The organism is Sphingomonas benefaciens (assembly GCF_052907485.1).
Genome location: NZ_JBREIC010000010.1, coordinates 12,128 through 37,102 on the forward strand (window position 1 = coordinate 12,128; position 24,975 = coordinate 37,102).

At 63.4% G+C, this 24,975-nt stretch carries 23 protein-coding genes and 1 pseudogene; 16 read left to right on the top strand and 8 right to left on the bottom strand.

Annotated features, from left to right (window positions below):
• The first annotated feature begins 86 nt into the window (after positions 1-86).
• The 7 genes and pseudogenes from ACU5AX_RS20155 to ACU5AX_RS20185 form a co-directional block, all read left to right on the top strand.
• Positions 87-596 carry a GAF domain-containing protein gene (locus tag ACU5AX_RS20155; protein WP_446692306.1) on the top strand — a complete coding sequence of 170 codons (510 nt, stop codon included), beginning with the start codon at positions 87-89 and terminating at the stop codon, positions 594-596.
• Positions 593-2,653, top strand: coding sequence for a putative bifunctional diguanylate cyclase/phosphodiesterase (locus ACU5AX_RS20160; RefSeq protein ID WP_446692307.1), 2,061 nt, complete (start codon positions 593-595; stop codon positions 2,651-2,653). Before ACU5AX_RS20155 ends, ACU5AX_RS20160 begins: the two co-directional genes overlap by 4 nt.
• 264 nt (positions 2,654-2,917) lie before the next feature.
• Positions 2,918-3,691 (top strand): EAL domain-containing protein, encoded by a 774-nt coding sequence (locus ACU5AX_RS20165; RefSeq protein WP_446692308.1) that lies wholly within the window; start codon positions 2,918-2,920, stop codon positions 3,689-3,691.
• A gap of 291 nt (positions 3,692-3,982) precedes the next feature.
• Positions 3,983-4,231 carry a helix-turn-helix transcriptional regulator gene (locus tag ACU5AX_RS20170; protein ID WP_446692309.1) on the top strand — a complete coding sequence of 83 codons (249 nt, stop codon included), beginning with the start codon at positions 3,983-3,985 and terminating at the stop codon, positions 4,229-4,231.
• Positions 4,228-4,722: a hypothetical protein gene (locus ACU5AX_RS20175; protein ID WP_446692310.1), complete on the top strand. Its 495-nt coding sequence runs from the start codon at positions 4,228-4,230 to the stop codon at positions 4,720-4,722. Before ACU5AX_RS20170 ends, ACU5AX_RS20175 begins: the two co-directional genes overlap by 4 nt.
• Positions 4,719-5,225, top strand: coding sequence for a hypothetical protein (locus ACU5AX_RS20180; protein WP_446692311.1), 507 nt, complete (start codon positions 4,719-4,721; stop codon positions 5,223-5,225). Before ACU5AX_RS20175 ends, ACU5AX_RS20180 begins: the two co-directional genes overlap by 4 nt.
• Positions 5,226-5,450: 225 nt before the next feature.
• Positions 5,451-6,686: pseudogene (locus tag ACU5AX_RS20185) on the top strand (Tn3 family transposase); the annotation flags it as partial.
• A gap of 61 nt (positions 6,687-6,747) precedes the next feature.
• Here ACU5AX_RS20185 and ACU5AX_RS20190 read toward each other — a convergent pair.
• Positions 6,748-7,443, bottom strand: a complete 696-nt coding sequence (locus tag ACU5AX_RS20190; RefSeq protein ID WP_446692312.1) for a DUF6118 family protein — start codon at positions 7,441-7,443, stop codon at positions 6,748-6,750.
• A 100-nt stretch (positions 7,444-7,543) separates the two neighbouring features.
• Here ACU5AX_RS20190 and ACU5AX_RS20195 point away from each other — a divergent pair, with 100 nt between their 5' ends.
• The gene (locus ACU5AX_RS20195; RefSeq protein WP_446692313.1) at positions 7,544-7,912 is read left to right on the top strand and encodes a hypothetical protein; all 369 of its coding nucleotides are present in this window, start codon (positions 7,544-7,546) and stop codon (positions 7,910-7,912) included.
• A 32-nt stretch (positions 7,913-7,944) separates the two neighbouring features.
• Here ACU5AX_RS20195 and traA read toward each other — a convergent pair whose 3' ends face one another.
• A complete protein-coding gene (gene traA, locus ACU5AX_RS20200) occupies positions 7,945-10,866 on the bottom strand; it encodes a Ti-type conjugative transfer relaxase TraA (protein WP_446692340.1) in 2,922 nt (973 codons plus the stop codon).
• Between the two features lie 164 nt (positions 10,867-11,030).
• Between traA and ACU5AX_RS20205 the strand changes: the two genes are divergently transcribed.
• The 3 genes from ACU5AX_RS20205 to ACU5AX_RS20215 are packed head-to-tail and all read left to right on the top strand — an operon-like array spanning position 11,031 to position 11,882.
• A complete protein-coding gene (locus ACU5AX_RS20205) occupies positions 11,031-11,360 on the top strand; it encodes a conjugal transfer protein TraD (RefSeq protein ID WP_446692314.1) in 330 nt (109 codons plus the stop codon).
• A 13-nt stretch (positions 11,361-11,373) separates the two neighbouring features.
• The gene (locus tag ACU5AX_RS20210; protein ID WP_446692315.1) at positions 11,374-11,601 is read left to right on the top strand and encodes a conjugal transfer protein TraD; all 228 of its coding nucleotides are present in this window, start codon (positions 11,374-11,376) and stop codon (positions 11,599-11,601) included.
• Entirely contained in the window at positions 11,601-11,882 is a 282-nt protein-coding gene (locus ACU5AX_RS20215; protein ID WP_446692341.1) for a hypothetical protein, read from the top strand. The genes ACU5AX_RS20210 and ACU5AX_RS20215 overlap by 1 nt, the downstream gene beginning before the upstream one ends.
• Here the strand turns inward: ACU5AX_RS20215 and ACU5AX_RS20220 are convergent.
• Positions 11,857-12,282 (bottom strand): hypothetical protein, encoded by a 426-nt coding sequence (locus ACU5AX_RS20220; RefSeq protein ID WP_446692316.1) that lies wholly within the window; start codon positions 12,280-12,282, stop codon positions 11,857-11,859. The genes ACU5AX_RS20215 and ACU5AX_RS20220 overlap by 26 nt on opposite strands.
• Here ACU5AX_RS20220 and ACU5AX_RS20225 point away from each other — a divergent pair.
• Entirely contained in the window at positions 12,272-13,426 is a 1,155-nt protein-coding gene (locus ACU5AX_RS20225; RefSeq protein ID WP_446692317.1) for a type IV secretory system conjugative DNA transfer family protein, read from the top strand. The genes ACU5AX_RS20220 and ACU5AX_RS20225 overlap by 11 nt on opposite strands.
• Before the next feature lie 502 nt (positions 13,427-13,928).
• On the opposite strand, the gene ACU5AX_RS20230 is transcribed toward ACU5AX_RS20225, so the two are convergent.
• Genes ACU5AX_RS20230 through ACU5AX_RS20240 form a run of 3 tightly spaced genes read right to left on the bottom strand, consistent with a single transcriptional unit; the run spans position 13,929 to position 15,872 of the window.
• Positions 13,929-14,882 carry a replication initiator protein A gene (locus tag ACU5AX_RS20230; protein WP_446692318.1) on the bottom strand — a complete coding sequence of 318 codons (954 nt, stop codon included), beginning with the start codon at positions 14,880-14,882 and terminating at the stop codon, positions 13,929-13,931.
• 46 nt (positions 14,883-14,928) lie between these two features.
• A complete protein-coding gene (locus ACU5AX_RS20235; RefSeq protein ID WP_354296885.1) occupies positions 14,929-15,222 on the bottom strand; it encodes a ribbon-helix-helix domain-containing protein in 294 nt (97 codons plus the stop codon).
• A 2-nt stretch (positions 15,223-15,224) separates the two neighbouring features.
• Positions 15,225-15,872, bottom strand: coding sequence for a nucleotide-binding protein (locus tag ACU5AX_RS20240; protein ID WP_446692319.1), 648 nt, complete (start codon positions 15,870-15,872; stop codon positions 15,225-15,227).
• A gap of 303 nt (positions 15,873-16,175) precedes the next feature.
• On the opposite strand from ACU5AX_RS20240, the gene ACU5AX_RS20245 reads away from it, so the two are divergent.
• From ACU5AX_RS20245 to ACU5AX_RS20255, 3 genes are all read left to right on the top strand, one after another.
• Entirely contained in the window at positions 16,176-18,230 is a 2,055-nt protein-coding gene (locus tag ACU5AX_RS20245) for a hybrid sensor histidine kinase/response regulator (protein ID WP_446692320.1), read from the top strand.
• Positions 18,231-18,424: 194 nt separating this feature from the next.
• Positions 18,425-20,710: a PAS domain-containing protein gene (locus tag ACU5AX_RS20250; protein ID WP_446692321.1), complete on the top strand. Its 2,286-nt coding sequence runs from the start codon at positions 18,425-18,427 to the stop codon at positions 20,708-20,710.
• Positions 20,711-20,726: 16 nt separating this feature from the next.
• Complete coding sequence (locus ACU5AX_RS20255; RefSeq protein ID WP_446692322.1) at positions 20,727-21,137, top strand: response regulator; 411 nt, start codon at positions 20,727-20,729, stop codon at positions 21,135-21,137.
• 210 nt (positions 21,138-21,347) lie between these two features.
• Here ACU5AX_RS20255 and ACU5AX_RS20260 read toward each other — a convergent pair whose 3' ends face one another.
• Both ACU5AX_RS20260 and ACU5AX_RS20265 read right to left on the bottom strand, forming a co-directional pair.
• Positions 21,348-21,980: a sigma-70 family RNA polymerase sigma factor gene (locus tag ACU5AX_RS20260; protein WP_446692323.1), complete on the bottom strand. Its 633-nt coding sequence runs from the start codon at positions 21,978-21,980 to the stop codon at positions 21,348-21,350.
• A 160-nt stretch (positions 21,981-22,140) separates the two neighbouring features.
• Positions 22,141-23,265 carry a catalase family protein gene (locus tag ACU5AX_RS20265; RefSeq protein WP_446692324.1) on the bottom strand — a complete coding sequence of 375 codons (1,125 nt, stop codon included), beginning with the start codon at positions 23,263-23,265 and terminating at the stop codon, positions 22,141-22,143.
• A 567-nt stretch (positions 23,266-23,832) separates the two neighbouring features.
• On the opposite strand from ACU5AX_RS20265, the gene ACU5AX_RS20270 reads away from it, so the two are divergent.
• Complete coding sequence (locus ACU5AX_RS20270) at positions 23,833-24,846, top strand: alpha/beta fold hydrolase (protein ID WP_446692325.1); 1,014 nt, start codon at positions 23,833-23,835, stop codon at positions 24,844-24,846.
• Positions 24,847-24,975 lie beyond the last annotated feature (129 nt).

Sequence of the window (24,975 nt, forward strand, 5' to 3'; positions counted from 1 at the left end):
TAACTCAACCGGGTTAGCGACGCCTCGGGTAGAATGGATCGTCCCGCAATGGTGAAATCGTTAAGAACCTCGTGCGAAAAGCACCCATGCTGTGGAAGATTTTCCGTGAGCGGTCGCGCGCCCGCGCTGTCCGTCACCTGGGCGTCCTCGGTACGCCGATAGAGCCTTCGCTAAACCGCTTTACGGAACAGGCAGCGAGCGCGTTCGCGGCGCCGATCTCCCTTCTGACCATTCTGCACGATCAGGATTTGTGGGTCCGGGCGAGCACCGGCCTCGATGTGACATGCCTGCCGCGCAAAGACGGTTTCTGCCACTACGCGGTCGATCGCGACGACATGCTGGAAGTCTGCGATGCGCTGGATGATCCGTTCTTTCGGACCCTGCCCTGCGTCAGCGGCGAACCCTTTGTCCGCTACTATCTGGGCGCGCCGCTCACGATGACGAGCGACATGGACGTGGGTATGTTGTGCGTGCTCGACACCGCGCCGCGCGCGCCGGCATCGCGCGATCAGCGCGCCTATCTCGCCGGCATCGCACGACAGGCAGCTTCCGCCATCGAGCGCCAAGCCGATATCAAGGGTGTTCTCGCGGCATGATGGAGGTCGCGACCTGTCTGGTGCGCGAGCATGATCTGCGACTGGTCGCCGTTGCCGTGCTCGTCGCCGTCCTGGGCTCGGCGGCGACCATGCAGCTCTACGCGCGCATCATCGGCGCGAGAGGTGGGAGCCTACTAGGCTGGATTGCTCTCGGGTCGGTCGGCACCGGCACCATGGTCTGGTGCACGCACTTCGTCGCCATGATGGCCTTCCGTGCCGGTGCGCCGGTAAGGCTCGACACCACCCTGACCCTCGTGTCGCTCGGCATCGCCATCCTGTTTGCAGCACCGGGCCTCGCCGTGGCGGCCTCCGTCCGACGCCGGTTTGCACCATGGGGCGGTGCGATCATCGGCTGCGCGATCTCCCTCATGCATTACACCGGCATGGCGGCCTACCGCGTCGATGGGATCGTAGAATGGCGCTGGGGCTACGTCGCCGCCTCGGTATTGCTGTCCGTCACGCTCTCGGCTTTGGCGTTCAGAACAGCGCGGAAGCCCGGCCTCATGCCTCGGGCGATCGGCGGACTGTTGCTCGGGGTCGCAGTGGCGACGCTGCACTTCACCGGCATGGCCGCCATGCTGATCCACGCTCTGGCGCTTCATCCCGAACAAGGGCTCTCCGACGCGACCATGACCGCACTTGCAGCGGCTACCACCTGCGCGAGCCTGCTGTTCATCGGTTGCGCCGCGATCAGCGCGCTCATCGACGGACAGACACAGAGCGACGCCTATGGCCGAATGCGGCGCATGGCCCTGCACGACGGTCTGACCGATCTCCCGAACCGGATGTGCTTCGGAGAGGACTTGTCGGCCCGCCTCCAGAGACGGGCCGGCACGCCGCTCATGGCGGTCGTCATGCTGGACCTGTCCCGGTTCAAGGCCGTCAACGACACCTACGGCCACCAAGCCGGCGATCAGGTGCTGATCGCGCTCGCAGCGCGGATGCGCGACATCCTGCAACCCGGCGAGTGCATCGCTCGCCTGGGCGGCGACGAGTTCGGAGCGCTAATATCCTACAGCGATGCCGGCGAGCTCACCGCCTTCCTCGATCGCCTCTCCGGCATCTTCGCCGATCGGTTCACGTTCGAGCGCTTCTCGGCATCGATCGGCGCAAACATAGGGCTGGCGCTGGCACCACGCGACGGCGCCGACGCCGATACGCTGCTCGCCCGTGCAGACCTCGCCATGTACCGCGCCAAGAGCGAGCGTTCCTCGCAACCCTGCTTCTACGACGCGACCATGGACGAAGCGGTGCGCGATCAGCGCGAACTGGCGAATGAGCTGCGGGAAGCGATCGACCGTGAAGCTTTCGAACTGCACTATCAGGTACAGGCTTCGATCGGGACGGGCGAAGTGACGGGCTATGAGGTGCTGGTCCGCTGGCGCCATCCCACTCGTGGTCTGATCCCGCCCAATCTGTTTATTCCCCTTGCGGAAGATATCGGCGGAATTATCCCGCTGAGCGAGTGGATCATCCGCCAAGCCTGTTTCGAGGCGGCGCTATGGCCCAACCGCCATCCGATTGCGGTCAACCTGTCTCCGCTGCACCTGTCCGACCCCGAACTGGTCGGCACCGTCCGGCAGGCGCTGGCTGCGAGCGGACTAGCACCCGAACGCCTGACGCTTGAACTGACCGAAAGCGCCATCATCCATGATCGGCATTATGCGCTCGATCAGCTCGGCGCACTCAAGGCGATGGGCTGCGGGCTGGCGCTCGATGATTTCGGCGTCGGCTACTCGTCACTCGACGTGCTGCGCTCCTTCTCGTTCGACCGAATCAAGCTCGATGCCTCATTCGTCGCCGACGTGGACAGCAACAAGCAGGCCGTCGCCCTGCTCCGCTCGGTAGTGGCGCTCGGCACGACCCTCGATATTCCCGTGCTGGCGGAAGGCATCGAGGAGCCGGTACAGCTCCGTATCGCGGCTCAGGAAGGCTGCTCGGCCATTCAGGGATATCTGATCGGCAAGCCGTCCCGTGAGCTGGTCGATCCCGCCCTCGTGCGATCGACCGTGCGAAAGGCTACAGGCGAAGGAGCGGAAATCAGTCTGGTCGCCTGAAACTCCTTTCGGACGAACTCACAAGTAACGTACCTCAACCTCCTGATCGCCTTTACCGTTCACCAAGTCCAATCCGCACCGTGCAAGGCATAGCTTCGCGCCCCTTGATCGCGGGCGCCGGCATCGTTCGATCGCCGCCCCGTTATCCTGCGTCACGATCACGCCCTGACGCTCCCGAATTGAATCAGTCGCGACCAGGCAACACTTGTTAACCAACGTTCTATACCGTGCTCACCTACCATGGGATGCGACGACAGGTAGCATATGGCGGGCAAGGCGTGTTTTGGATGTCGCGATGGCGAAGCACTCAGCTTCGATTTTTCGATGGCCTTTCAACCTATCGTGGACATCGAGACGAACACGCCATTCGCCTATGAGGCGCTGATCCGAGGCCCTGATAATGAATCCGCTTACAGCGTGCTCTCGCAGGTAACTGAAGCAAACCGCTATGCCTTTGATCAGCGGTGCCGTGTCAAGGCCATCGAAGCTGCTGCTGCGGCAGGTATTTTGGACACGCCGGCAAGGCTATCGATCAATTTTCTGCCGAATGCCGTCTACTCGCCGGCGGCTTGCATCCAGCTGACGCTTAAGACTGCCGCTGCCACGAACTTTCCGACCGATCGGCTGATCTTCGAGTTCACCGAGAACGAGCAGATGGTCGATCCAGCACATGTCGCCGATATCATTGCCACCTACCAGAGAATGGGCTTTGCGACTGCGCTCGACGATTTCGGCGCAGGCCACGCCGGCCTTAATCTGCTGGCGCGCTTTCAACCGGATATCATCAAGCTCGATATGGAGTTGATCCGGAACCTGGACGCCAGCCTTCCTCGTCGCATGATCGTTGATGGCGTCATCAAAATGTGTGGTGCGCTCGGCGTTACCGTCATCGCCGAAGGCATAGAAACGACAGCCGAGCTTGCCGCCCTCAAAGAGTTGGGCGTGCGCTACATTCAGGGTTTTCTGTTCGCCAAGCCCGCATTCGAAAGACTGCCGGCGTGGAAAGTCAGCTCAAGCGAACTTGCTCATGCTGCCTGACACCGGCCTGCGGGAAACCTGACAACCAAGTTTCGGCAAGCGTGCGGCACATGAGCTGGGCATGTCTGATCCCACCGTTTCCCAAGCAATCATGGGGTCGGTTCCGGCTGAGGGCGGAATGACACCCTAAGCGCGGACAGATCCAACCCCAGCCTTACGGGTCATTCCCCAGGGCCATTCGAATACCGTTGCCTCACGATTATCTGCCCGCATCACGTGGCCGTATCACCACGGGTCGATTTTGCGCCTCAGATATGTTGTGTAAACACAACGAACGTGTATTCCTGTGCAGTGAATAACCGAATCGCCTTGTTTCGTAGCGACCGCTCGGTGTCACGCCGAGAGCTGGCGGAGGCAGTGGGCGTCAACCCTCAAACCATCGGTTATCTGGAACGTGGCGACTATAATCCCAGCCTCGAATTAGGGCTAAAAATCGCCGGCTATTTCGGGGTCCCGGTCGATCTCGTTTTCTCGCTGGCTCCCTTTCCCTCGCTCACCGAAACGCTGCGGGGTTCTCTCGATCCAGAGGATGTCGCATGAGCTATCGCGACGGCTATGATTTTCGCAAATGGTATGCGGGCAGCATGCGAAAGCGCCCACGCCTCTATTGGGTGCGGTGGGGACTAATCATCGGCCTTGCTTTTGTTTTGGCTATTCCCGTTCTCGCAATGGTCGGTACGGCCGATCGGAGCATTGTCATGCCGATGAGCATGTTGTTGTTCATCAGTTCGCTTTGCTCTCCTTTTACCAGGGAAGCATGGCTCAGTCCGCGCGGTTTTGCGACCTATGACGAGTTCGAACGCAACGCACTGTCGGCTGCGATGCGCCGGGCTTACCTGATCGACGTCATCGCAGTTGGCGCGATGTTCGTATGGTTGATGGCGGCGAGCAGGGCGAACTGGCCTAGTCCCTCCACCAGCAGCCAGTGGGGTACCATCGGCTACGCCACGGTTATGACGATGCTGGCACTGCCCATCATCTTCGCCGAGTTCATGGTGCCGATGCCCGACCCGGAAGATCAGCTTCTATGACCCGCAAGACCCTGCTCGAACGGCTCGACGATCTGGTCGGTTGGACGGGTATACCTGCACTCAGCCAACAACCACCTCGTCGCCGGCCATTACGCTGGCCAGCGACGATTGCACTCGCTCTGGCCTTCGGGGGCGCCACCATCGCCACGGTGCAGGGTGTTACCGGCAACGGTTATTGGATCGGTTATGCCGCCCTGATGGCGGGGTTCGCGATCGGTAACTTCACCAATATCTTTGGGCCGTTAAAACCCCCTGCATCGCTTGTCGAACGTGTCGATGAGTGGGACAAATCTGCACGAACACAAGCCTACCTTGTGACCTTCGGTGTTTTTGCGGCGACTGTCTTTGTAGGGCTGTTCGCAATGTTATGGGCTTTCGCTTTCGAGCCGAACTCCTTGTCGGCCAAGTCAATCTTTATCCTGTTGTTCCTTCTGATGACGATCTTGACTACGACCCCCACTGCTTATGCAAGCTGGCGATGGCGCTTGGATGACGATCGCTGATTGAGTGTTATCCGTTCGCGCCCGCCCGACGATCGCAGCAACGGTGTTCTTGCTGAGTCCGAGGTCGCGCGCGATCCAGCGATAGCTGCGACCCTCGGCGACGAGCGTCAGCACCTTGGGGGCGAGCCGGTCGGACTTGGGGCGGTCACCGGTCTGCCTCCCCAATTTGCGTCCCCGCGCCCGCGCAGCGGCGAGGCCGGAGCGGACCCGCCGGACGGGATCGAGGAACTGGTGCTCGACCTGTACCGTCGTCTGCCGCTCGTCCGCATCACCGATCTGCTGCTTGAAGTCGATGCCGTGCTCGGCTTCACCGATGCCTTCACCCATCTGCGCACCGGCGTGCCGTGCGGCGACCGGATCGGCTTGCTCAACGCCCTGCTCGCCGAGGGGCTGAACCTCGGGCTGCGCAAGATGGCCGAGGCGTGTAACACCCATGATTACTGGCAACTCTCCCGCCTCGCGCGCTGGCATGTCGAGAGCGAGGCGATCGACCAAGCGCTGGCCGCCTTGGTCGCCGCGCAGGGCGATCTGCCGATGGCGCGGGTCTGGGGCATGGGCACCACCGCGTCCGCCGATGGCCAGTTCTATCCTGCCGCACGACAGGGCGAGGCGATGAACACGGTCAACGCCCGTTACGGCAACGACCCCGGCATCAAGGCCTATACCCACGTCAACGACCGCTTTGCGCCGTTCGCGTCGCAGTCCATCCCCGCGACCGTCAGCGAGGCACCCTATCTGCTCGACGGGCTGACGATGAACGAGGCCGGGCAGCGGATCGAGGAACAGTACGCCGACACCGGCGGGTTCACCGACCATCTGTTCGGGATCAGCGCCATGCTGGGCTACCGCCTCGTACTGCGTATCCGCGACCTGCCGTCCAAGCGGCTGTACGTCTTCGATCCCGCTGCCACGCCGACCGAATTGCGCCCGCTGGTGGGCGGCAAGGCGCGCGAGGCGCTGATCGTCTCCAACTGGCCCGACCTGTTCCGCTGCGCCGCCACCATGAGCGCTGGACAGGTCGCGCCGAGCCGCATCCTGCGCAAGCTCGCCGCCTATCCGCGCCAGAACGACCTGGCCGCAGCCCTGCGCGAGGTCGGCAGGATCGAGCGCACGCTGTTCATCATCGAATGGATTCTCGACACCGGAATGCAGCGGCGTGCCCAGGTCGGCCTCAACAAGGGCGAAGCCCATCACGCGCTGAAGAACGCCCTGCGCATCGGTCGCCAGGGTGAGATCCGCGACCGCACCACCGAGGGCCAGCACTATCGGATCGCCGGCCTGAACCTGCTCACCGCCATCATCGTCTATTGGAACACCCTGCACCTCGGCCATGCTGTCGAGGCCCGGAGACGCGAAGGGCTGGATACGCCTGACCATCTTCTCGCCCACGTCTCTCCGCTGGGGTGGGCGCACATCCTGCTCACCGGCGAATATCTTTGGCCCGAGGATACCAACGCTTAGGGTGTCATTTCGCCCTCAGCCGGAACCGACCCCAATCATGCGTTTGGAAACGCGCCTCGCGTCAGCGGCCGGACTTTCGTGCCGGCTCGACTGCGATCGGGCACTGCACCGGCTTGCCGGTTCGGTCGGCGCGCTTCGCGCATCCCGCCAGCGCGGAACGATTGGCGATCACCAGCCGGTCCGCGGCGCTGACGTTAGCGAACGCCTGCGCGTCACCGGCCCGCATCATGCGCTGGCCGCCCTCCCACATCGGCATGGCAAGCGTGCGCGCGGCCATCCGCTCGGGCCATTGCCAGGTCGCCGGCACGGCACGTGCGACAATGCCGGCGAATACCGCCCACAGGATCATGCCGACGACGGTCCCGCCGATCGCCGCCACGCCCAGCCACTTGTTCTGTTCGTCACTACGCCGCGCCGACACGGTGACGCCCTGCAGTGCGCGCATCGCGTCGCGCAGCTCGCCGGCCGCAGTCTTCACCGCCTGCCGGTCCTCAGCGACCGCGCCCGTGATACGATTGGCGACCTGGCGGGCGACCGCCTCCTCCTCTATCGCCTTGCGCAGATATTCGGCGCGCTGGAGGGTGGCGTTCGCCAGCTTGGTGATCTGGCCCAACGTCTCGCCATAGTCGGGTGGCTCGGGCCGGTCCTCGCGCGCTGCGGCGATCCCCTCGATCGCGCGCCGGAGCAGCGCCAGTTCACCGCGCACGCCCTCGAACGCCTCGGCTGCGGCGTCCGGCTCGTGATCCCCTTCGTCCATCCCGCCTCCTTCACCAACGACCATCATTGCAAGCTATCCGCACATCCCTGAAATGTGTCATCAATCATGGGCTTAAGGACAGACTGCCCGGAATCGCGCAATGTACGACATCAAAATCGACAGACCCAACGAGTTGATCGAAGTTCGACTTGGCGGGATGATGCCTCTGGATGAAGTCGCCTCGTACATTGATGAGCTAAAGCGCCTCTTCGTTGCTCATAAGCTGCGAAGCTATGCGATGGTCATCGATGTGACCGACTGTCCTATCCAGTCGCAGGACATGATCCAGGCCATGGGCCAGCACATGGCGACCATGCCGAAGGCACGGGCATTGGCGATCGTTACGGGAAGCTCGCTGGCCCGGATGCAGGTACGTCGTCTGTTCAAACAACCCTATGCTCGCATCACCGCTACCCCGGCGGAGGGACGAGCCTGGGTGCTTGAAGGGATCGAACCTGCGACCGCTTAGCGGCACCTTCACAATGCCGAAAGCACGAACAACTAGCGGCTCAATCCTCTATCGCGCTCACGCCCCAGCCCGATCAAGCGCGCCAGCGCGTCACCGATCGCCCGGTCCTTCTCCAGCTTCAGCTCCAGCTCGGGCGCGCGACGACGCAGCGCGGATTCGAGCTGCGGATCGCGCGCGAGCCCGCCCGCGGCCTGCGCCATGCGCCCACGCATCTTTTCGGCGCCGGCGGTGTCGCCGGCGCGCTCCAGCCCGACACGCTGACGCTGCATCGCCTGCCAGCCCGTCACGAACCGATCGGCGCGCGCGTCCGGATCGAGCCGGACACGCTGTTCCTCCGCCATCGCCCGCGCCGCGCCGCCCGTGTCGCCGCTCGCCGCCTGCTCGATCAACTTGGGATTGCGCTGCATCGCGGATGCGAGGTCGCGCGCAGCGTCGGGCCGGGTCGCGTCCAACGCCTCGATCGCGCGCCGGGCGGCCGTCTCCTGATGCGGTAGCACCGGCAATCCCTGCGCCTTCATCCGCCGCACGTCAGCCGCAGCGCGGGCATAGTCGCGGATCGCCTTGGCTTGTTCGGGACGGGCATCGCGCGATCCCGCGCCGATCGCCGGCGATATCGTTTTCTCCGGCGCGGCCTTCGGCCTGAACCCGGCGAACATGCCGCGCGCCTTGTCACGGACCTTTTCCACCACCTGGCGCGCGAGTTCCGGGAACCGGATCTCGCGCCGATCGGCGAAGGCGCGGACATGATCCTGCTCGCTACGATCGGGCGCATAGTCGCCGGCCATGTCCTTCGACCGGTCGCGCGACAGCACACGCGCGAGCTTGCCCTGGTCCGCGAAGTCGTCGCGGCCGTAGTGGAGCTGCACGTCGTCGCGATGCCGCGTCATCCCGACATAGCTGCTGTGCCGGTCCATGCCCGGCGTCGCCAGCACGTGCCCGCGATCGACGGACACGCCCTGTGACTTGCCGAATGTCGCCGCATAGCCGTGATCGACCGCGGCATAATCCTTAAGATCGAAGGCGACGCTGCGCCCGCCGTCGAGCCGGACGCCCATGCGCCCGTCCTCGATCCGCTCCAACGTGCCCAGCGTGCCGTTCTTCACGCCCAGCGACCGCTCGTTGCGCAGGAACATGATCCGGTCCCCGGCCGCAAAGTCACGCTCGCCCCGATCGGCCGCGACGGTCCGGTCCTCGCCCAACTCGCCGCTCGCCCGCACCCGTTCGCGCGCCTCCTGGTTGAGTTCGCGCACCTCGGCGTTGGTGTGGGTGAACATGATGCGGGTCTTGTCCGGCTCGGCCTGACGATCCCGGTCCCAGCGATCGACCAGCGCGGCCCGGGCCGCCTCGCGCGTGTCGGCCGCATGGACCATGCCGTGCGCGGCATAGGCGTCCAGTGCCTCGGCCGTCAGGCCGGTGGCGAAGGCCCGTGTCGCCTCCTTCTGCCAGTCTTCGCGCTGCCGGCGTATCTCGGTGATCTCGGCTGCGCCGTGCCGCTCGGTGATCGACCGGAACGCCGCGCCCGCCTCGATCGCCTGCAACTGCTCGGGATCGCCCACCAGCACCACCTTGGCGCCGGCGTCGCGGGCATGGGATAGCACCCGCTCCATCTGGCGGGTGCCGATCATGCCCGCCTCGTCGACGACCAGCACGTCCTTCGGCCCGAGCTGGTCGCGGCCCTGCGCCCAGCCATGCTCCAGGCTGGCGATGGTGCGCGACGCGATCCCCGATCCGCCCTCAAGGTTCTCGGCCGCGATCCCCGACAGCGCCGCACCGCGCACCTGATAGCCCTCGCGCTCCCAAGCCTCGCGCGCGACGCCCAGCATCGCCGACTTGCCGGTGCCGGCATAGCCGACGACCGACGCCAGCCCGTCGCGCCCGGTGATATGGTCGAAGGCGTCGCGCTGCTCGTCAGACAGCGTGAGCCCCCGCCCCTCCGCCAACTCCAACGCGCCGGCGCGCTGCCGGTCGGACACACCATGATCGCCCCGCCGCGCCAGCTCTTCGCCGGCCTTCTCCAGTCGCGCCTCGGTCGCGATCATGTCGCGCGACGTGAACCGTTCCTGGTCCCGCCCGTCCCGCCCCAGCGCGACCAACTCGGGGCTGGCGCGCACTGCCGCCATCACCCGGTCGAACTGCTCCTTGCCGTCGCTGTGCCGAAACGCGAACACGGCGAGGTCGCGGGTGGTGAAGGTCGCCTGCTGCCGGGTAATGCCGTCGAGCGCGTGACGCGGATCGGCGATGATCCGCTCGCCGTTCTCGCGCGCGATCCGGACATGATCCTCGGCGTTGCGGTGGGGCTGGCCCTCCAGCTCGTGCCGCTTCCCCATCGGCCCGATCTTGTGCTGCGGCTCCAGCTCGATGCCCTGCGCCTTGTAGCTACGATGGTCGATCCGGCCTTCCAGCCCTAGCTCGGCCATCCGCTCGTTGACGTGCGCGCTCCACGCCTCGCGCCACCCCTTCAACAGCTCCGTGCCGTTCCAGTCGCGGTTCTTCTTGCCGAAACCTTCCGGCCCCACGTCGCGCATCGACAGCATGACGTGTGCGTGCGGCTTCGGGCTGCCATCCTTCGCCTTGTCCCAATGCACGTTGAGGTCCGCGACCATGCCGCGCTTCACAAACTGCTCGGCGACGAAATCGCGGGCGAGCGCGACGCCCTGCTTCTCGTTCATCTCGCGCGGGATCGAGAACTCCACCTCGCGAGCAAGCTGCGCATCCTTGCGCTTCTCGCCGGCCTCCACCTCGTTCCAGAGCACAGTGCGGTCGTTTAAACGCTCCGGCGCACCCTGCGGCATCATCACCTCTGAGTGGATGACGCCCGCCTTGTTCGAGAAATCGTGGTTACGTCCAAGCCGGTCGTCGTGCAGCTCCGACGCCGAACGATAAGCGGCGGACGCAACGGCGCTGGAGCCATTCGCACGGCTGATGACCTTGGCGCTGAAATGGTAGATCGCCATCGCATCCGCCATCATGCACTTCTGAGCGCACGTCGGCAACGACGTATAAGCGCGCACTCATCCTTCGCTTCGCTCCTCCTGATTGACTTGGTGCCACTTCCTGTTCGGTTCGGCTTGCTCCTGCCTGCCCGTGCGCTAGGATACTGCCGTTAGGAGGCTCGCCGATGCGAAAGGTGCGGGATTATGACGCGGAGCTGAAGGCGCTCGGCGATAAAGCGCGCCAACTCAAGGCGAAGCGGGTCGAACAGCTCGGCGCGCTTGTCACCGCGACCGGGGCCGATGCGCTCGACGCGGAGACGCTGGCCGGCGTTCTGCTCGATGCGGTCGCGTCCAAGGATGCCGGAGCGAAGGAGGCGTGGCGGGCGAAGGGGGCTGCCTTCTTTCAGCGGCGCGGGCGCAAAGGTCGCGGCACTCCTACGATCGACGGCGCGGATGCTGGCGCTCAACCGGGCGGCGACGCTGCGCGCGGAAGCGACCCAGCTACGAACGGATAGCCGGGGCTGGGTCGTGCAACGTCGCGAGCGAGCCCGTCACCTGATCGAGCTGGGCGGCCTCGTCCAAAAGGCCGGACTGGCCGATCTCGCCGACGACGATCGCGCGACGATCTACGGTGCGCTGCTGGAGTTGGTCGGGCGTGCGCGGGAGGGCGATGCCGGCGACGCGCTGGCGCTCTGGAAGCGGCGCGGCCGGCGGGCATTCGACGCGGAAGAAGGGAAACGGGAGACGGGCGAATGATGACGATCGATCTCGACACGCTGCGGCGCGAGGTCCGCGCGCTCGACTATGTCCGCGGCAGCCCGGCCGAGGACAGGATGTGGCGCGAGGACGACGAGGACGCCCGCGCCAACCTTGCGATCGAAGGCATGGCCCTGACGCCCGAGGATGACGCGCTGTTCGACATGATGCGCGACGAACGCGTGCCCCCTACCCTCGCCACGCAAATCCTTCTCAGGCTGCTCGGCCATCCCGATGCCGATCCCGCGCTGGCAATCACGCCCGCCGGCGCGAGCTGCTGATGCCGGCGCGGATCGGGCCGCTATGGGCGCTGCTGATCGGCTTCATCGTCCTGATGGCGAGCAATAGCTGGATCAAGGGATCTTCGGCGTCGGTGAGATCGCGACCGACGTGCCGTTCCTGCTGACAGGCCTGGTCCTGTTCGCAATCTGGAAGTTCAACCGCCGCGGCGGTGGCCGGAACAGCACGTTGCTGGGCTCGGCCCGCTTCGGCGATCGGCGCGACCTGGCGAAACTGGAAGGCTCGGGCGATCTCGCCATCGGCCGATCGGGCCGGAACAACAGGCTGCTGCGCTACGACGGCTCGGCGCATCTGCTGACGATGGCACCCACCCGCTCGGGCAAGGGCGTCGGCACGATCATCCCCCAACCTGCTGCTGCTCGACCGCTCGGTGATCTGCATCGACCCCAAGGGCGAGAATGCCCGCGTCACGGCCCGTACGCGGGCCAGGAAGGGAGATGTGTGGTGCCTGGACCCATTCGGCGTCTCCGGGCGTCCAGCGGCCCGCTACAACCCCTTGGCGTGGCTCGATGCCGCCAGCCCGGACCTCGCGGAGGACGCACAGACGATCGCCGACGCGCTGGTCCACGACGCACCGGGGCAATCGGGCGAGGCGCACTGGAACGAGGAAGCCAAGGCGCTGATCGCCGGCATCATCCTGCACACCGTCGTCCATGAGCCCCCTGCCCTCGCCACGCTCGCCACCGTCCGCGACAAGCTCACCCGCGATCCTGCCGGCTTCACCGCGCTGCTCGCCGACATGCAGGCCAGCGCCGGGGCACATGGCCTGATCGCGCGCGCCGCCAATCGCCAGCTCGGCAAGTCCGATCGCGAGGCGGCTGGCGTGCTGTCGTCCGCTCAGCGCCACACCCATTTCCTCGACAGCCCGCGTATCGTGGAAAGCACGTCGGCATCCGACTTCCGGTTCGCGGACCTCAAGGAACGGCCTGGCACGGTGTTCCTGTGCCTGCCGCCCGATCGACTCGATACCTATGCCCGCTGGCTCCGGCTGTTGGTCGCCCAAGCCGTCACCGATATGGCACGTTCCCCTGCCCGGCCGGAACGCCCGGTCCTGTTCCTGCTCGATGAGTTCGCCGCGCTCGGCCGCCTCGACCCGGTGGAACGTGCGATGGGGCTGATGGCGGGCTACGGAATGCAGCTCTGGCCGATCCTTCAGGACATGCACCAGCTGAAAGCCACCTATGGCGAGCGCGCCGGCACGTTCATATCCAACGCCGACGTGATCCAGACCTTCGGGGTCAACGATCTTGCCACCGCCGACATGCTCTCGCGCACGATCGGCGACACCACCATCGAATATCAGACCTTCGGCACGTCCGGTCTGGCGAGCATATTCAGCGACGGCACCCGATCGGAAAGCTGCAGCGGCCATGTCGCCGCGCGCCGGTTGGCGACGCCCGATGAAATCATGCGGATGAATGCCGATGACATCTTGCTGCTGCGGCAAGGCCAGCACCCGCTGGTCGTCGGCAAGATCCGTTACTATGCCGAACGCGAGTTCGCTGGTCTCTACGATCCGGCGTGATCGCACACCGGCGGGACCACTCTCTCTCCTGCCCTCTCAACCCGCTCGACGCTGACAGATACACACCGCCGGATCGGCTTGGCTTCTCTCGGAAGCCTGCGGCCGTAGGCCGCCCTTGTGACGGCGAGAGCCAGCACGCAGCGAAGGTGTATTGGCCCGAAGGGGCAATTCCGCAGTGCCCCTTTCTTCGGTCTTTTCCAGCGCGGTGGGGTTAAGTGATTCTGTTAAATAGGAATTGTTAAGAAGGTTAAGTGCCGAAAAGAAAGCAAAAAGCCACCTTTTCCCAATGAGTTGGGAAGGTGGCTGGTGTGTGATCCCACGTGATTCGGTGTGTGATCCCACGATAGCGCGGTGTGTGATCCCACGACTGCTCGGTGTGTGATCCCACGATGATCGCTTGCCGTTCTGCGGATTGATTATTGCTTGATCCGCGCTCTCAACGCCTGCTGCCCACCTCCGCCTCTGATACGGACAAGCCTTGCGGTGTGTGATACCACGATAGTCAGCGTTCGCCGGTAAGCTTGTCCATCAGGTCGTCCACCTCGGCGGCGCGGCGGCGATCGGCATCGAACCTGTTCCGCCGTTCCTGCTCAGCCTCCAACCTGGCTGTCAGCGCCAATGCCTCCGCTTCTCCCCGAAGCCGGAACAGCACGGCAGGACTACCATCGGCTGTTGCGGTCATCTGCATCGCATAATCAGGGAGCTGGTCAGCCTCCACCACCTTACGGAGCATCCGGTTGAACTCTTTGGGTTTGCTGTCGCTGCCGGTCTTGTCGCGCAGCACCTCCACGCGACACGTCCACCCGCCCTTCTGGTTGCCGGCGTGCTTGCGCGCGATACGATACAGGGCGCGTTCCAGCCCGCCGGTCAGCAGGAAATAATCTTGGTGCATGGTGAGCAGCGACCGCTCCCCCATAATTCCCTCATATACCCAATCCGACAGCGTGATGGTCATCCCACGCGGTTGGTCGGTGTCCGGGTCCACCTCCAGCGTCCATTTATCGAGCCAGTTGAAACCTGCCTTGGTCCGCCGCTTGGGCGCGCGGATCGAGGTTGATATGGAAGTCGTCTGAAGCCGCTGGAGTGCGGCCTGCAACTCCTGATAGGCTCGGCCGCTGGTGTCGCGCTTGATCGCCCGCAATAGGTCGTAGGACGTCGTTTTGAGCGTCCGGGGAAGGTCGTTAACCCCCTGCTCCCGCATTCGATTGAGCGTGGACGCCGCCCATATCAGGATATCGGCGTCCCAGATCGTCGCCATGCCGTAGGCAGGGATCGCCTCGATCTTCACCCACGTCTCGCCGTCCGGGCTACTATACTCGATCGGCTTCACCCGCTTGCGCTTCTGGAGTGAGAAAAACGGCCTCTCCATCGTCTCCCGCTGATCCTTCAGCGGGAGGTCGCCCATCAACGGGATGAATAGATCAAACTCGGGATTGGGATTCTGGCGCTTGGTCATGACGCTTCAATCCTGCCGTCCTGCATATTTGCAGATGTGCACATTATCACGCACGGCCGAATTGCTTGTCGGCATCATACTTGGCGACCAGCTCGCTGATAGCCTCGGCAAGTAGGTCTTGGTGACTCCGCCGTGTCCGCGCTGCCAAGACGCGAAACGCCTCCGCCGTAGGATCGGCCGGATCGAAATATGCGCCAAGGTGATACTTTCCCGGTCGCTTGCCACTAGACCGTGCTGCACTCGACGGTGAGGTCGGCGAAGCCGGCTGATGGTCCGGCTCTGGGTCGCGAGGGGAGGGGGACGCTACTGCCGGCCCCAACAAGGAAGTCCGTTTCGCCATAATCAAGCCTTCACATTTGCAGGTGTGCAATTCATCACATCAGCAAATATGTGTTTCTGCAAGGCTGCAATCTCCAAGGCAGCTTTACCTTTCGGCTCATGCTCGATGACGCCCAAGCCGTAAGGCCATGCCGCTCGGTATGCGCTGCGCTCCCGCAATACGGCACGCGACACCCGTAAGCCGGTCGCCTCGGCAAGCGTTCTGGCATCGTCCAGCAATGTGGTTGCGGTAGGGGGTGCTGCATTTAGCACGACTACGCCCATTCGCCCGGTACTGGTGATAAGCTGCGCCGTTCGTTTGATCGCATCGAGGTCAATCAACGACGGACGACAAGGGATGACGACCAGATCAGCACGCTGCGCCGCTGCTGCGGCTTCCGCGCCCGCTGCGGGCGGTGTGTCGATGATCGTAAGCGCAAAGCCGCTGGCCTCTGCGGCGTCGATCGCCTGATCGAGGCGGCGCGCGCTGATCGGTTCGACGTGGGGTAATTCGGCTGTCCGTCGCTCGCTCCAAGCAGTCGCGCTCTCCTGCGGATCGAGGTCGAAAAGAGCGGTCTTTATCCCGGCCGCTTCCGCGGCAACCGCCAGATTCACCGCCAGCGTCGTTTTACCGACACCCCCTTTTTGCGCTGCAAGCGTGATAATATGCAAGTGTGCACACCTTCAAAAGTTCTGATTTGATAATATGCAGAATGGCAGGGCGGCACAACCGCTATTGGGGTGCCTGATGCGCAGGGCAGGGGATTACGCCAACGACTGACTAGCCACGGGGTGTCCCATACGGTCATCCCGATTGGGATGGTTAAACGGGAAAGCGCACGACCTGCCCTTCGACATTCGTTCCACGCAGCCGCTGTAGAAGGGCTGCCTTCAGCGAGTGAAAGTGGTTTATATGTCGGCTGCTTGGCAACTGGCCGTCTTGGTCCTGAGACCAGGTAGGGACCGAAGGTAGGCATGAACGATCAAAGTCATAATGGCAGGCGTGGCGACCTCCGCAGCCTGACGGACGCTTGTGACTGGTCGGCGACGTCGCTCGGCGCCCGCGCGAATTGGCCGCGTTCGCTCGAAACCATCCTCGACATGATGCTGTCGTCGCAGTTCGCCATGTGCGTCGGCTGGGGGCCGGAGCTGACGCTCTTCTACAATGACGCCTATGTGCCGTTCCTCGGTTCGCGGCACCCCGCTGCTCTGGGGAAGCCCTTGAGCGAGGTTTGGTCGGAAGTCTGGCCTGACATCGAGCCCCTCGTCGCGTCGGCGATGGCCGGCACGCCGGTCGGGCATGAAGACCTGCCCCTCACCATGACACGGCACGGCCATCCGGAAGAAACGTGGTGGACGTTTGCCTACAGTCCGCTGCGCGATGACCAAGGCGCAATCGCCGGCTTCCTCAACATCGCGACCGAAACCACCGCGAAGATCGTCCACGAGCGCGAACTGGCGGCGCGCGAGGCCGAGCTGCGGGCGCTCAACAGCGACCTTGAAGCGCAGATCGTCGCGCGCGCACGCGAGCGGGCGACGACGTGGACAGTCACGTCGGAACTGCTGTCGGTGATCGATCTGCGCACGGGCTGCTTCGACCGCGTCAATCCGGCCTGGACGATAGCTCTCGGTTGGACCGCACAGGAGCTGGAAGGATCGCCGTTCTCCGACTTTCTGATGCCGGACGACGAGCGTGCCAGTGCCGCGGCCTTCGAAGAGGTGCGCGACGGCAATCCGGTGATGCGGTTCGACAATCGCTACCGGACGAAAGACGGTGAAATTCGCTGGCTGTCGTGGGTCGCCGTGCCGTTCGAGGGAAAGCTTTACTCCAGCGCCCGCGATATCACCGGTGAGCGCGCCCAGACGGACAGACTGGCGCTGGCGGAAGATTCCTTACGCCAGGCTCAAAAAATGGAAGCGGTTGGTCAGCTCACCGGTGGGGTCGCGCACGACTTCAACAATCTGCTGACCGTCATCCGTGGCTCGGTCGATCTCCTTCGCCGCCCCGACCTCAGCGACGATCGCCGTGCGAAATACATCGACGCGATCGGCGACACCGCGGACCGCGCGGCCAAACTGACGGGACAGCTGCTCGCCTTCGCGCGAAGGCAGGCGCTCAAGCCCGAGACGTTCGATTGCGGTCAGAGTATCGCTGACCTGGTATCGATGGTCCGGACGCTCACCGGCTCGCGCATCGTCATCAACACGGTCGTACCCGAAGAACCCTGCTACGTCCTGGCCGACAAGGGACAGTTCGACACCGCCATCGTCAACATGAGCATCAACGCGCGCGATGCGATGAACGGCGAGGGAGATCTCACTATCGTCGTCGGTCCCGTGTCGGGTATCCCGGAGATCCGGCTGCATTCACCGATTGCCGGCGACTATGTCGCGGTGACGATCAGTGACACCGGGAGCGGCATTTCGCCCGAGAACGTGGCGCGCATCTTCGAGCCGTTTTTCACCACCAAGGGCGTCGGCAAGGGCACGGGTCTGGGTCTTTCCCAGGTGATCGGTTTTGCCAAGCAGTCGGACGGCGACATCCGGGTCGAAAGCGGCGAGCACGGCGGCACCACCTTCACCCTTTATCTGCCGCGTGTCGCGGTCGATGGCAGTCGAGCGGCGGAGGAGGAGAACGAACCCGTCGCCGCCACGGGTGACGGCGTATGCGTGCTGGTCGTCGAGGATAACAGCAGCGTCGGCGAGTTCGCGACGCAGGCGCTGCGCGAGCTGGGTTACGACACGATCCTGGCGCTCAACGGCGATGAGGCACTGGCCGAACTGGAGAAGGATAGCAGCCGTTTCCACATCGTCTTCTCGGACGTGGTAATGCCCGGCATGTCGGGTCTCGAACTGGCGCAGGAGGTGCGCCGTCGCTATCCGCGGCTGCCGGTGATCTTGACCAGCGGCTACAGCCATGTGCTGGCGCAGAACGGCCGCCATGGCTTCGAACTATTGCACAAACCCTATTCGATCGAGCAGCTGTCCCGCGTGTTCCGGAAGTCGATTACCTGGCAGACCCGGCGATAACGAGGTGCATTTCGGCCAGCGTCGTCAAACGACGCTGTTGCATCTGCCACGCCAAAACCTTGGTTTTGATCGGAATGGCCATTAATCTGAAGTAACAGGATGGCACTGGGCCATGCCGAGCATGGATAACGGCCAGCGTGACGACCCACGGATCAGACGCGAAAAGCCCGTACTTCGTCGATACGCCTTCTCTGATGCCAGACCTTACCCGAGCCACCGACTGGGCCTCGACACCGCTTGGGCCCATCGACCATTGGCCGCAGAGCCTGCGCACGGCGGTCGACATGATGCTGGGGTCCGGCCACGCGATGTGCATCGCATGGGGCAAGGACCGCACCCTGCTCTACAACGATGCCTATGCGCCGATCCTGGGGAGCCGCCACCCGCAGGCGCTTGGCAAGCCTTTTGCAGAGGTCTGGCCGGAGATCTGGCCCGAGATCGAACCGCTGGTCGAGCGTACCTTTGCGGGCGAGACATGCACATTCGAGGACCTGCCGCTGCTGATGACCCGCAACGGCTATGCGGAGGACACGTGGTGGTCGTTCTCCTATTCGCCGATCCACGATGAACAGGGGCGTGTCGCGGGCCTGCTGAACGTTACGCTTGAGACAACCGGCCGGGTGCTGGTCGAACGACAGCGTGACGCCGCCATAGCCGATCTGCGGGCCAGCGAAGCGCGATACAGGGCCATCTTCGAGAACATTGATGCCGGCTTCTGCATCAGCGAGGTCAAGTACAATGAGACCGGCGCACCGGTGGATCACCGGGTCGTCGAAGCCAATCCTGCGTTCGAGCGTCACACGGGACTGACCGATGCCGTTGGACGCTGGGCCAATGAGATCGCACCCGGCATCGAACAGCATTGGCATGACGCCTATGGACATGTCGCCAGGACTGGTAAGCCGGTGCGGTTCGAAGGCGAGGCGAAGCCGCTCGGGCGCTGGTATGACGCGCACCTGTTTCCGGTCGCAGATGGCCGTGTCGCGATGCTCATCGCCGACACGACAGAGCGTCGCCGAACCGAGGACGCTGTCGCCCGCAACGAGGCGAAGTGGCGCACCATCTTCGAGACGCTGCGCGAGGGCTTTATTCTCGGTGAGCTTGTCCGCGATGAGGCAGGCCGGGTCGTCGACTGGCGATATGATAAGGTCAACAATGCCTGGTACGACCTTGTCGGTATCGAGCGGGGTTGCGCGGTCGGGCGGACGATCCGGGAGGTCTTTCCTGGCATCGAGGACGCCTGGATTTTCGAACCTGTGACTGCGGTCGAAACGGGCGAACCCGTCCGTTTCACGCGCCAGGTCGGAACGCTCGGCCGCTGGTATGACGGGGTGATGCAGCACGCCGGCGACGATCATTTCACGATCATCTTCACCGAGGTCACCGACCGTGTGCTGCGCGAACGGCGACAGGCGGCCCTGATCCGCCTCAGTGACCGTTTACTGGACGAGGAACCAACCGAAGATCTGGGACCGTTGGCGAGTGCCGTGCTTGGGGAGACGCTGGGTGTCGAGCTCGTCGGTTATGGCGACATCGACCCCGTTGCCGAAACGATCACGGTCGAGCGCGATTGGACAGCGGAACCTGCCCTCAGCCTCAGCGGAACGCTACGCCTTCGCGACTATGGCTTGTTCATCGATGATCTGAAAGCCGGAGAGACGGTTGTCGTTCGCGACTGTCGCTCCGATGCCCGTACGCGCGACCAAGCCGCTGCGATGGAGGCGCGCGGCGCGCGCGCCTTCGTCAATATTCCCATGATGCAGCAGGGCGTCTGCGTGGCGATGCTCTATGTCAGCACCGCATCGCCCCGTGACTGGACCAGTGACGAAGTGCAGTTCGTCCGCGACGTCGCCTACCGCGTCCATGTCGCGATCGAACAGCGCCGGGCACGGGCGCAGGAGGCGCTGCTCAACGGCGAGCTGGCGCACCGGGTCAAGAATACGCTCAGCGTGGTGCAGGCGATCGCCAATGCGACGCTGGCGCGCACCGCCAGCGATGCCGCGGCCACCGAGTTCGGCAACCGGATGAAGGCGCTGGCATCGGCGCATGACGTACTGCTGGCACGATCCTGGTCCGCGGCAGGGTTCCGACAGATCGCCGAGGCAGCACTGGCGTCCTTCGACACCGCTCGCATCACCATCTCGGGACCGGAAGTCAGGATCGGCTCGCGGACCGCCATGTCGCTGTCGCTGCTGCTGCATGAGCTGTCGACGAACGCCGCCAAGCACGGTGCGCTAAGCGTGCCCGACGGCCGCGTCACGCTGAGCTGGACGATATCTCGCAGCGACGACGTCGAAATCCTCGACATGCGTTGGGCGGAACGAGGCGGTCCACCGGCGATTGAACCATCCCACCGTGGTTTCGGATCGCGCATCATCCGCATGGGTCTTACCGGGTCGGGAGGCGTTAAGCTTCACTATGATACTGAAGGACTGACAGCAGATATGAGCGCGCCGCTTCACCAGATCATCCAAGGTTAAGTCGATCAGCCACGTTATGGGTCAGTCACAACCGATCGGGCCTTTGCCTGTTCTCATCATCGAGGATCAGCCGGTGCTCCGCATCGAGGTCGCCGATATGGTCGAGCGGGCGGGTTTCATTCCCGTCGAGGCAACCAGCGTCGATGAGGCGATCGATATTCTCGAAACCCGCACGGACATCCGGATCGTCTATATGGATCTCGACATGCCACGGGGCGTTAAGGGGATCGAGATCGCCGCTGCGATCCGCAATCGATGGCCGCCGATCGAGATCATCCTGACCGCTGCCACCTTTGCCAAGGCCGACCTCGACCTGCCGGTCCGCGCGGAATTCTATTCCAAGCCCATCCATCATGGTGACGTGGTCGCTGCCATGCGCCGTATGGCGGCCACCCGAAATCACAAAGGCTCTGATCGACCGGCCTGATGTCTAACCCGCTTTTCCGACAGAAATTGCGACGGCCGACGCTCTCAAAAGCGATGGTGAAGAGGCGAAGCTAACGGTTTCTCGAAACCGAGGTTTTGCGTATTCTGAGAAGGATCGTTGTACGAGCCCAGTGTCACAACCGTTAAGTTTGGACGCTAAGGTTTGTGCATCGCGAGCGGAGCGTTATGCGTCTGCATTAAAGCTGGTCGCCTAATGACCCGCTACTTCGAGATTGTGGCGCATCTGTCGTAGACCGCGGCGTATCCAGCTCTTCATCGTGCCAATCGGCACACAATGGCGTTCGGCAAGCTCCGCATAGGTAAAACCATGGAAGAATGCGTTGCGGATCGCGTTACCCTGACGGCTTTCCAGCGCGGCGAGGCAGGCAAATATCTCCCGCGATGCCTCATCGAGCAGCATTCCCGCTTCGGCGTCAACCGTCAGGTCAGGCAAGTCGGGCGCGTCGTCGAGTGGCACGACGGCTTGTCTTTTCTGGCTGCGGCGCCAGTCGATTGCACGGTTTCGAGCGATGGTTGCCAGCCAGCTGATCGGACTGCCGAGACACGGCTCATACGTTCCAGCGCGCTTCCAGACGATCATGTAGACATCGTGCAACACGTCTTCGGCAGCGGTGCAGTCCTCGCAAATGCGCAGGCATATGCCAAACAGCTTGGCCGATGTCAGCACGTACAGAGTGCGGAACGCATCCTGCTCCCCCTGACCTGTTTTGACCAACTGCTCGATCAGGTGCAGCCGCGCTTCGCTGACGGCCGATTGCGTCAGAACCAAAGCGGCCTTCGCTGAGAGCGATGTGTCGGAGGGAGAAGCTGAGATCGATCGCATCGATGTGACCGTTGTAGCGCTTGGTGTAGAAAAACAATCTGACGAACGCTCTGACGTTTGTGCCATTGCCCCCTCACGCGAACACAGGAGAGTGAAGCCCTCGGCACAAGATGCCGGCAAGTGCCGAGGGCGGCGGGGGAGCGCTGTTCTCCCGCACGTTTCAATCGATCGTCATGGCCTTTGCGGGGACATCGCCGAGCGAACGCGGCTCGTGCATCGGGCACCCATTAAATTCGCCGCGAAATTTGGCGGACGCTTCATAGGTCGGCTTGCGCGCCCGATTGATGCCCCCGATCGGCTGATGCGCAGCAAGGCCGTGCCATGGGCTGAACGCAATCGCCTTGTCCTGACCGTCGCTGGTCCCATGCTCCCAGCTGATCTGCGCAGGAACGGTAAGGCGGGCAATCGGAACAAACGGGCTTTTCTTCTCGTCCCAGACGACCGAAGCATCCTCGATCGGCATCTCTTCCAGGTCCGTGCAAAGCTGGACCCGCAGCTCCCAAACGCTGTCCTGCTCGATCAGCACCTCTCCCAGATCCTCGCGCAGTGCATCGGGGCGACCCGAGGTTTCGACCTTGTCACCCGTCAGCGCCGTCATGTTCGGCGACACCGGTGCCAGCGAGAGCTTGGCGATATAGTCGCCGTAGCGAAACGGCACCTGCGTGTAATAGGTCTCGCCCAACGGGTGAGTGTTCGGCGCACCACCCAGCGTCTGGACCGTAGGGCTCTGGACCCCGATCGTCTCCAGTGCGGCGTCAACCACCTGCAACGTTGCCGACAGGGCCTTCTTCAGACCCTCGCCCGTATCAGTAGTCTTGGCCAACATCTTCAGATTGGCGAGGAAGGCCTTGGGTGTGGGGGCGGCAAAGGCAGGACCGTTGACGAGAACGAAATCCTGCGTGCTGTCCGTCTCGGAACCCGGCAGGCGGTCGCCAGAAACGTCGAACAGTTTGATCGCTACGCCGCGCGGTACGCTGATGCTGTCGTCGAGAATATCGCCCGGCAACGTCGAGAACCGCATCAACACATCGTAGGAGCCCGACGTGGCGAAAAGCCCTTGTGCCAGCGGTGCCGCCAACCCGGGCAGGACTTCGATCCGGCCCTTCACGATCGCGTGCGCCTTGGCATGGACACCGCGCACGGCCGAACCATAATCTTTGGCAGTCTGCTCCTGAATGAGATGGAACTGCTCATTCAGGCCCCTGATGGTTTCCCCCTCATCGGCCTCCGGCTTTTCGATAGCCGGCGTGTAGCGGATCGCAGAATGGGAGATCGCGTCGGCCATGAGAATTCTTTCGCTGGAGATGCGCCCGGAATGCATTGCAGGTCGGGTCGTTACGATCTCAAACGCATGAACGCCGATGAAGCCACACGAGACCGCAAATTTCTTTGAGGTTGTTGATTACATGACTGCTCAGCGTCTCACTGAAATACAGTCCCGCTGAAAGGCGCAGTGTGGTGGTGTCATAACCGTCCGGTTCTGACACCGCGTCCATTCGCTTCCGTTTCGGTGAATTTGCGGGTGTCAGAACCCAAGATCGAAATCCTCGGCGAAGCAGGCGGATATTATGGACGTGGAAGCGGCCCTCACGGCCTTCCCGAAAACGAACGGTCAGCGGGACGGTCGCGGCCGTCCCATTTGGGATGGTCTTTTGAGAATCCGTGCAGCTCTCGAATTCCTGTCAGGTGCCAATAAGGGAGAGGAACGGGAGCCGATCGACCATTAACCGCCCTTGCGGGGCACGGATGGGCCAGCTCACGCGATCCTTGATCGGGATGCTGCCGCCTTCTTCGGCTTTCAATTCCGCCTTCCTGCGGTAGGTGGTCGGCGCATCCAAAAAAGGGGGAATGAATGAGGAGAATTTACCTCGCGGCGCTCGCTGCGGTGTCAGCCTTCGGCTTGGCTGGTGCAGTCCTGGCCCAACTCACCCCGGCGGCAGCTGATGCCGACTTGGCCATCTATGCCCGGCCCCAACGGCTCGTGACGCTCCCGGACGGACGACGCATGAACCTGTATTGCACGGGAAAGGGCACGCCCACCGTTGTCCTAGAAGGGGGATGGACCACTACAACGATGTGGTGGCGCACGATTCAGTCCCGAGTTGCCGCTACTACCCGGGTGTGCAGCTATGACCGCGCCGGTTACGGTTTCAGCGATGCGGCGGTCCTGCCGCGTAGCGCCACCCCGATCGCCAAAGACTTGGGATTGCTGCTGAAGGCAGCTGGCGAGCACGGGCCGTACATCCTAGTGGCTCATTCTTTGGGCGGCCTCGATGCCCGCCTGTTCGCCGTCGACCACCGGCGCGAGATGAAGGGCATGCTGCTGATCGACCCAACCGTTCCCGGTCAGGTCGAAAAGATGGGTGCCGTATCGACATCGTACAAAGCCGACATGGACGGTCTGACAGGGGCGGTCGCGCGATGTTCACAAGGCATCATTGCGGGCACAATCAAACCTGATACTCGCGAAAGCCGTCCCTGTGTCGACCCCGCAAGCAAGTCGCTTCCCGAAGCCATCAATGCAGCACATCGAGCGCAGCAGCTGACAGCTGGCTACCAGCGGACCGCCGCCTCCGAACTGCAAAGCCTGGATGTCTCAAGTCGAGAAGTGGAAGCGGCTCAGCGATCCTACGGCACAATGCCGTTGATCGTGATGACCGCTGGCAAGTCCAACTTCAATCCGGATTTGGCAAAGGCGGATCAAGACAAGCTCGACGCCACTTGGTTCGGCCTCCACGAGCAGGTCGCGAAGCTGTCGAGAAATGGCCAGCACCGAACCATCCCTGAAGCATCGCACTTCATCCCCAAGGACGACCCTGACGCCGTTGTCGCGGCGATCGGCGAACTGGTTCGCCAAGCTAAATAAGCCATGTGGCCGAACGGCGGCTTCAACAAAGGAGCCGTCGTGACGCCATGGAAAAGAAGGGGCGCGTGCTGTTCCGCCTTCCCGCAAACGAAGCTGAGGCGAGAAGGGCAGGGCAGGGCAGCGGTGAGC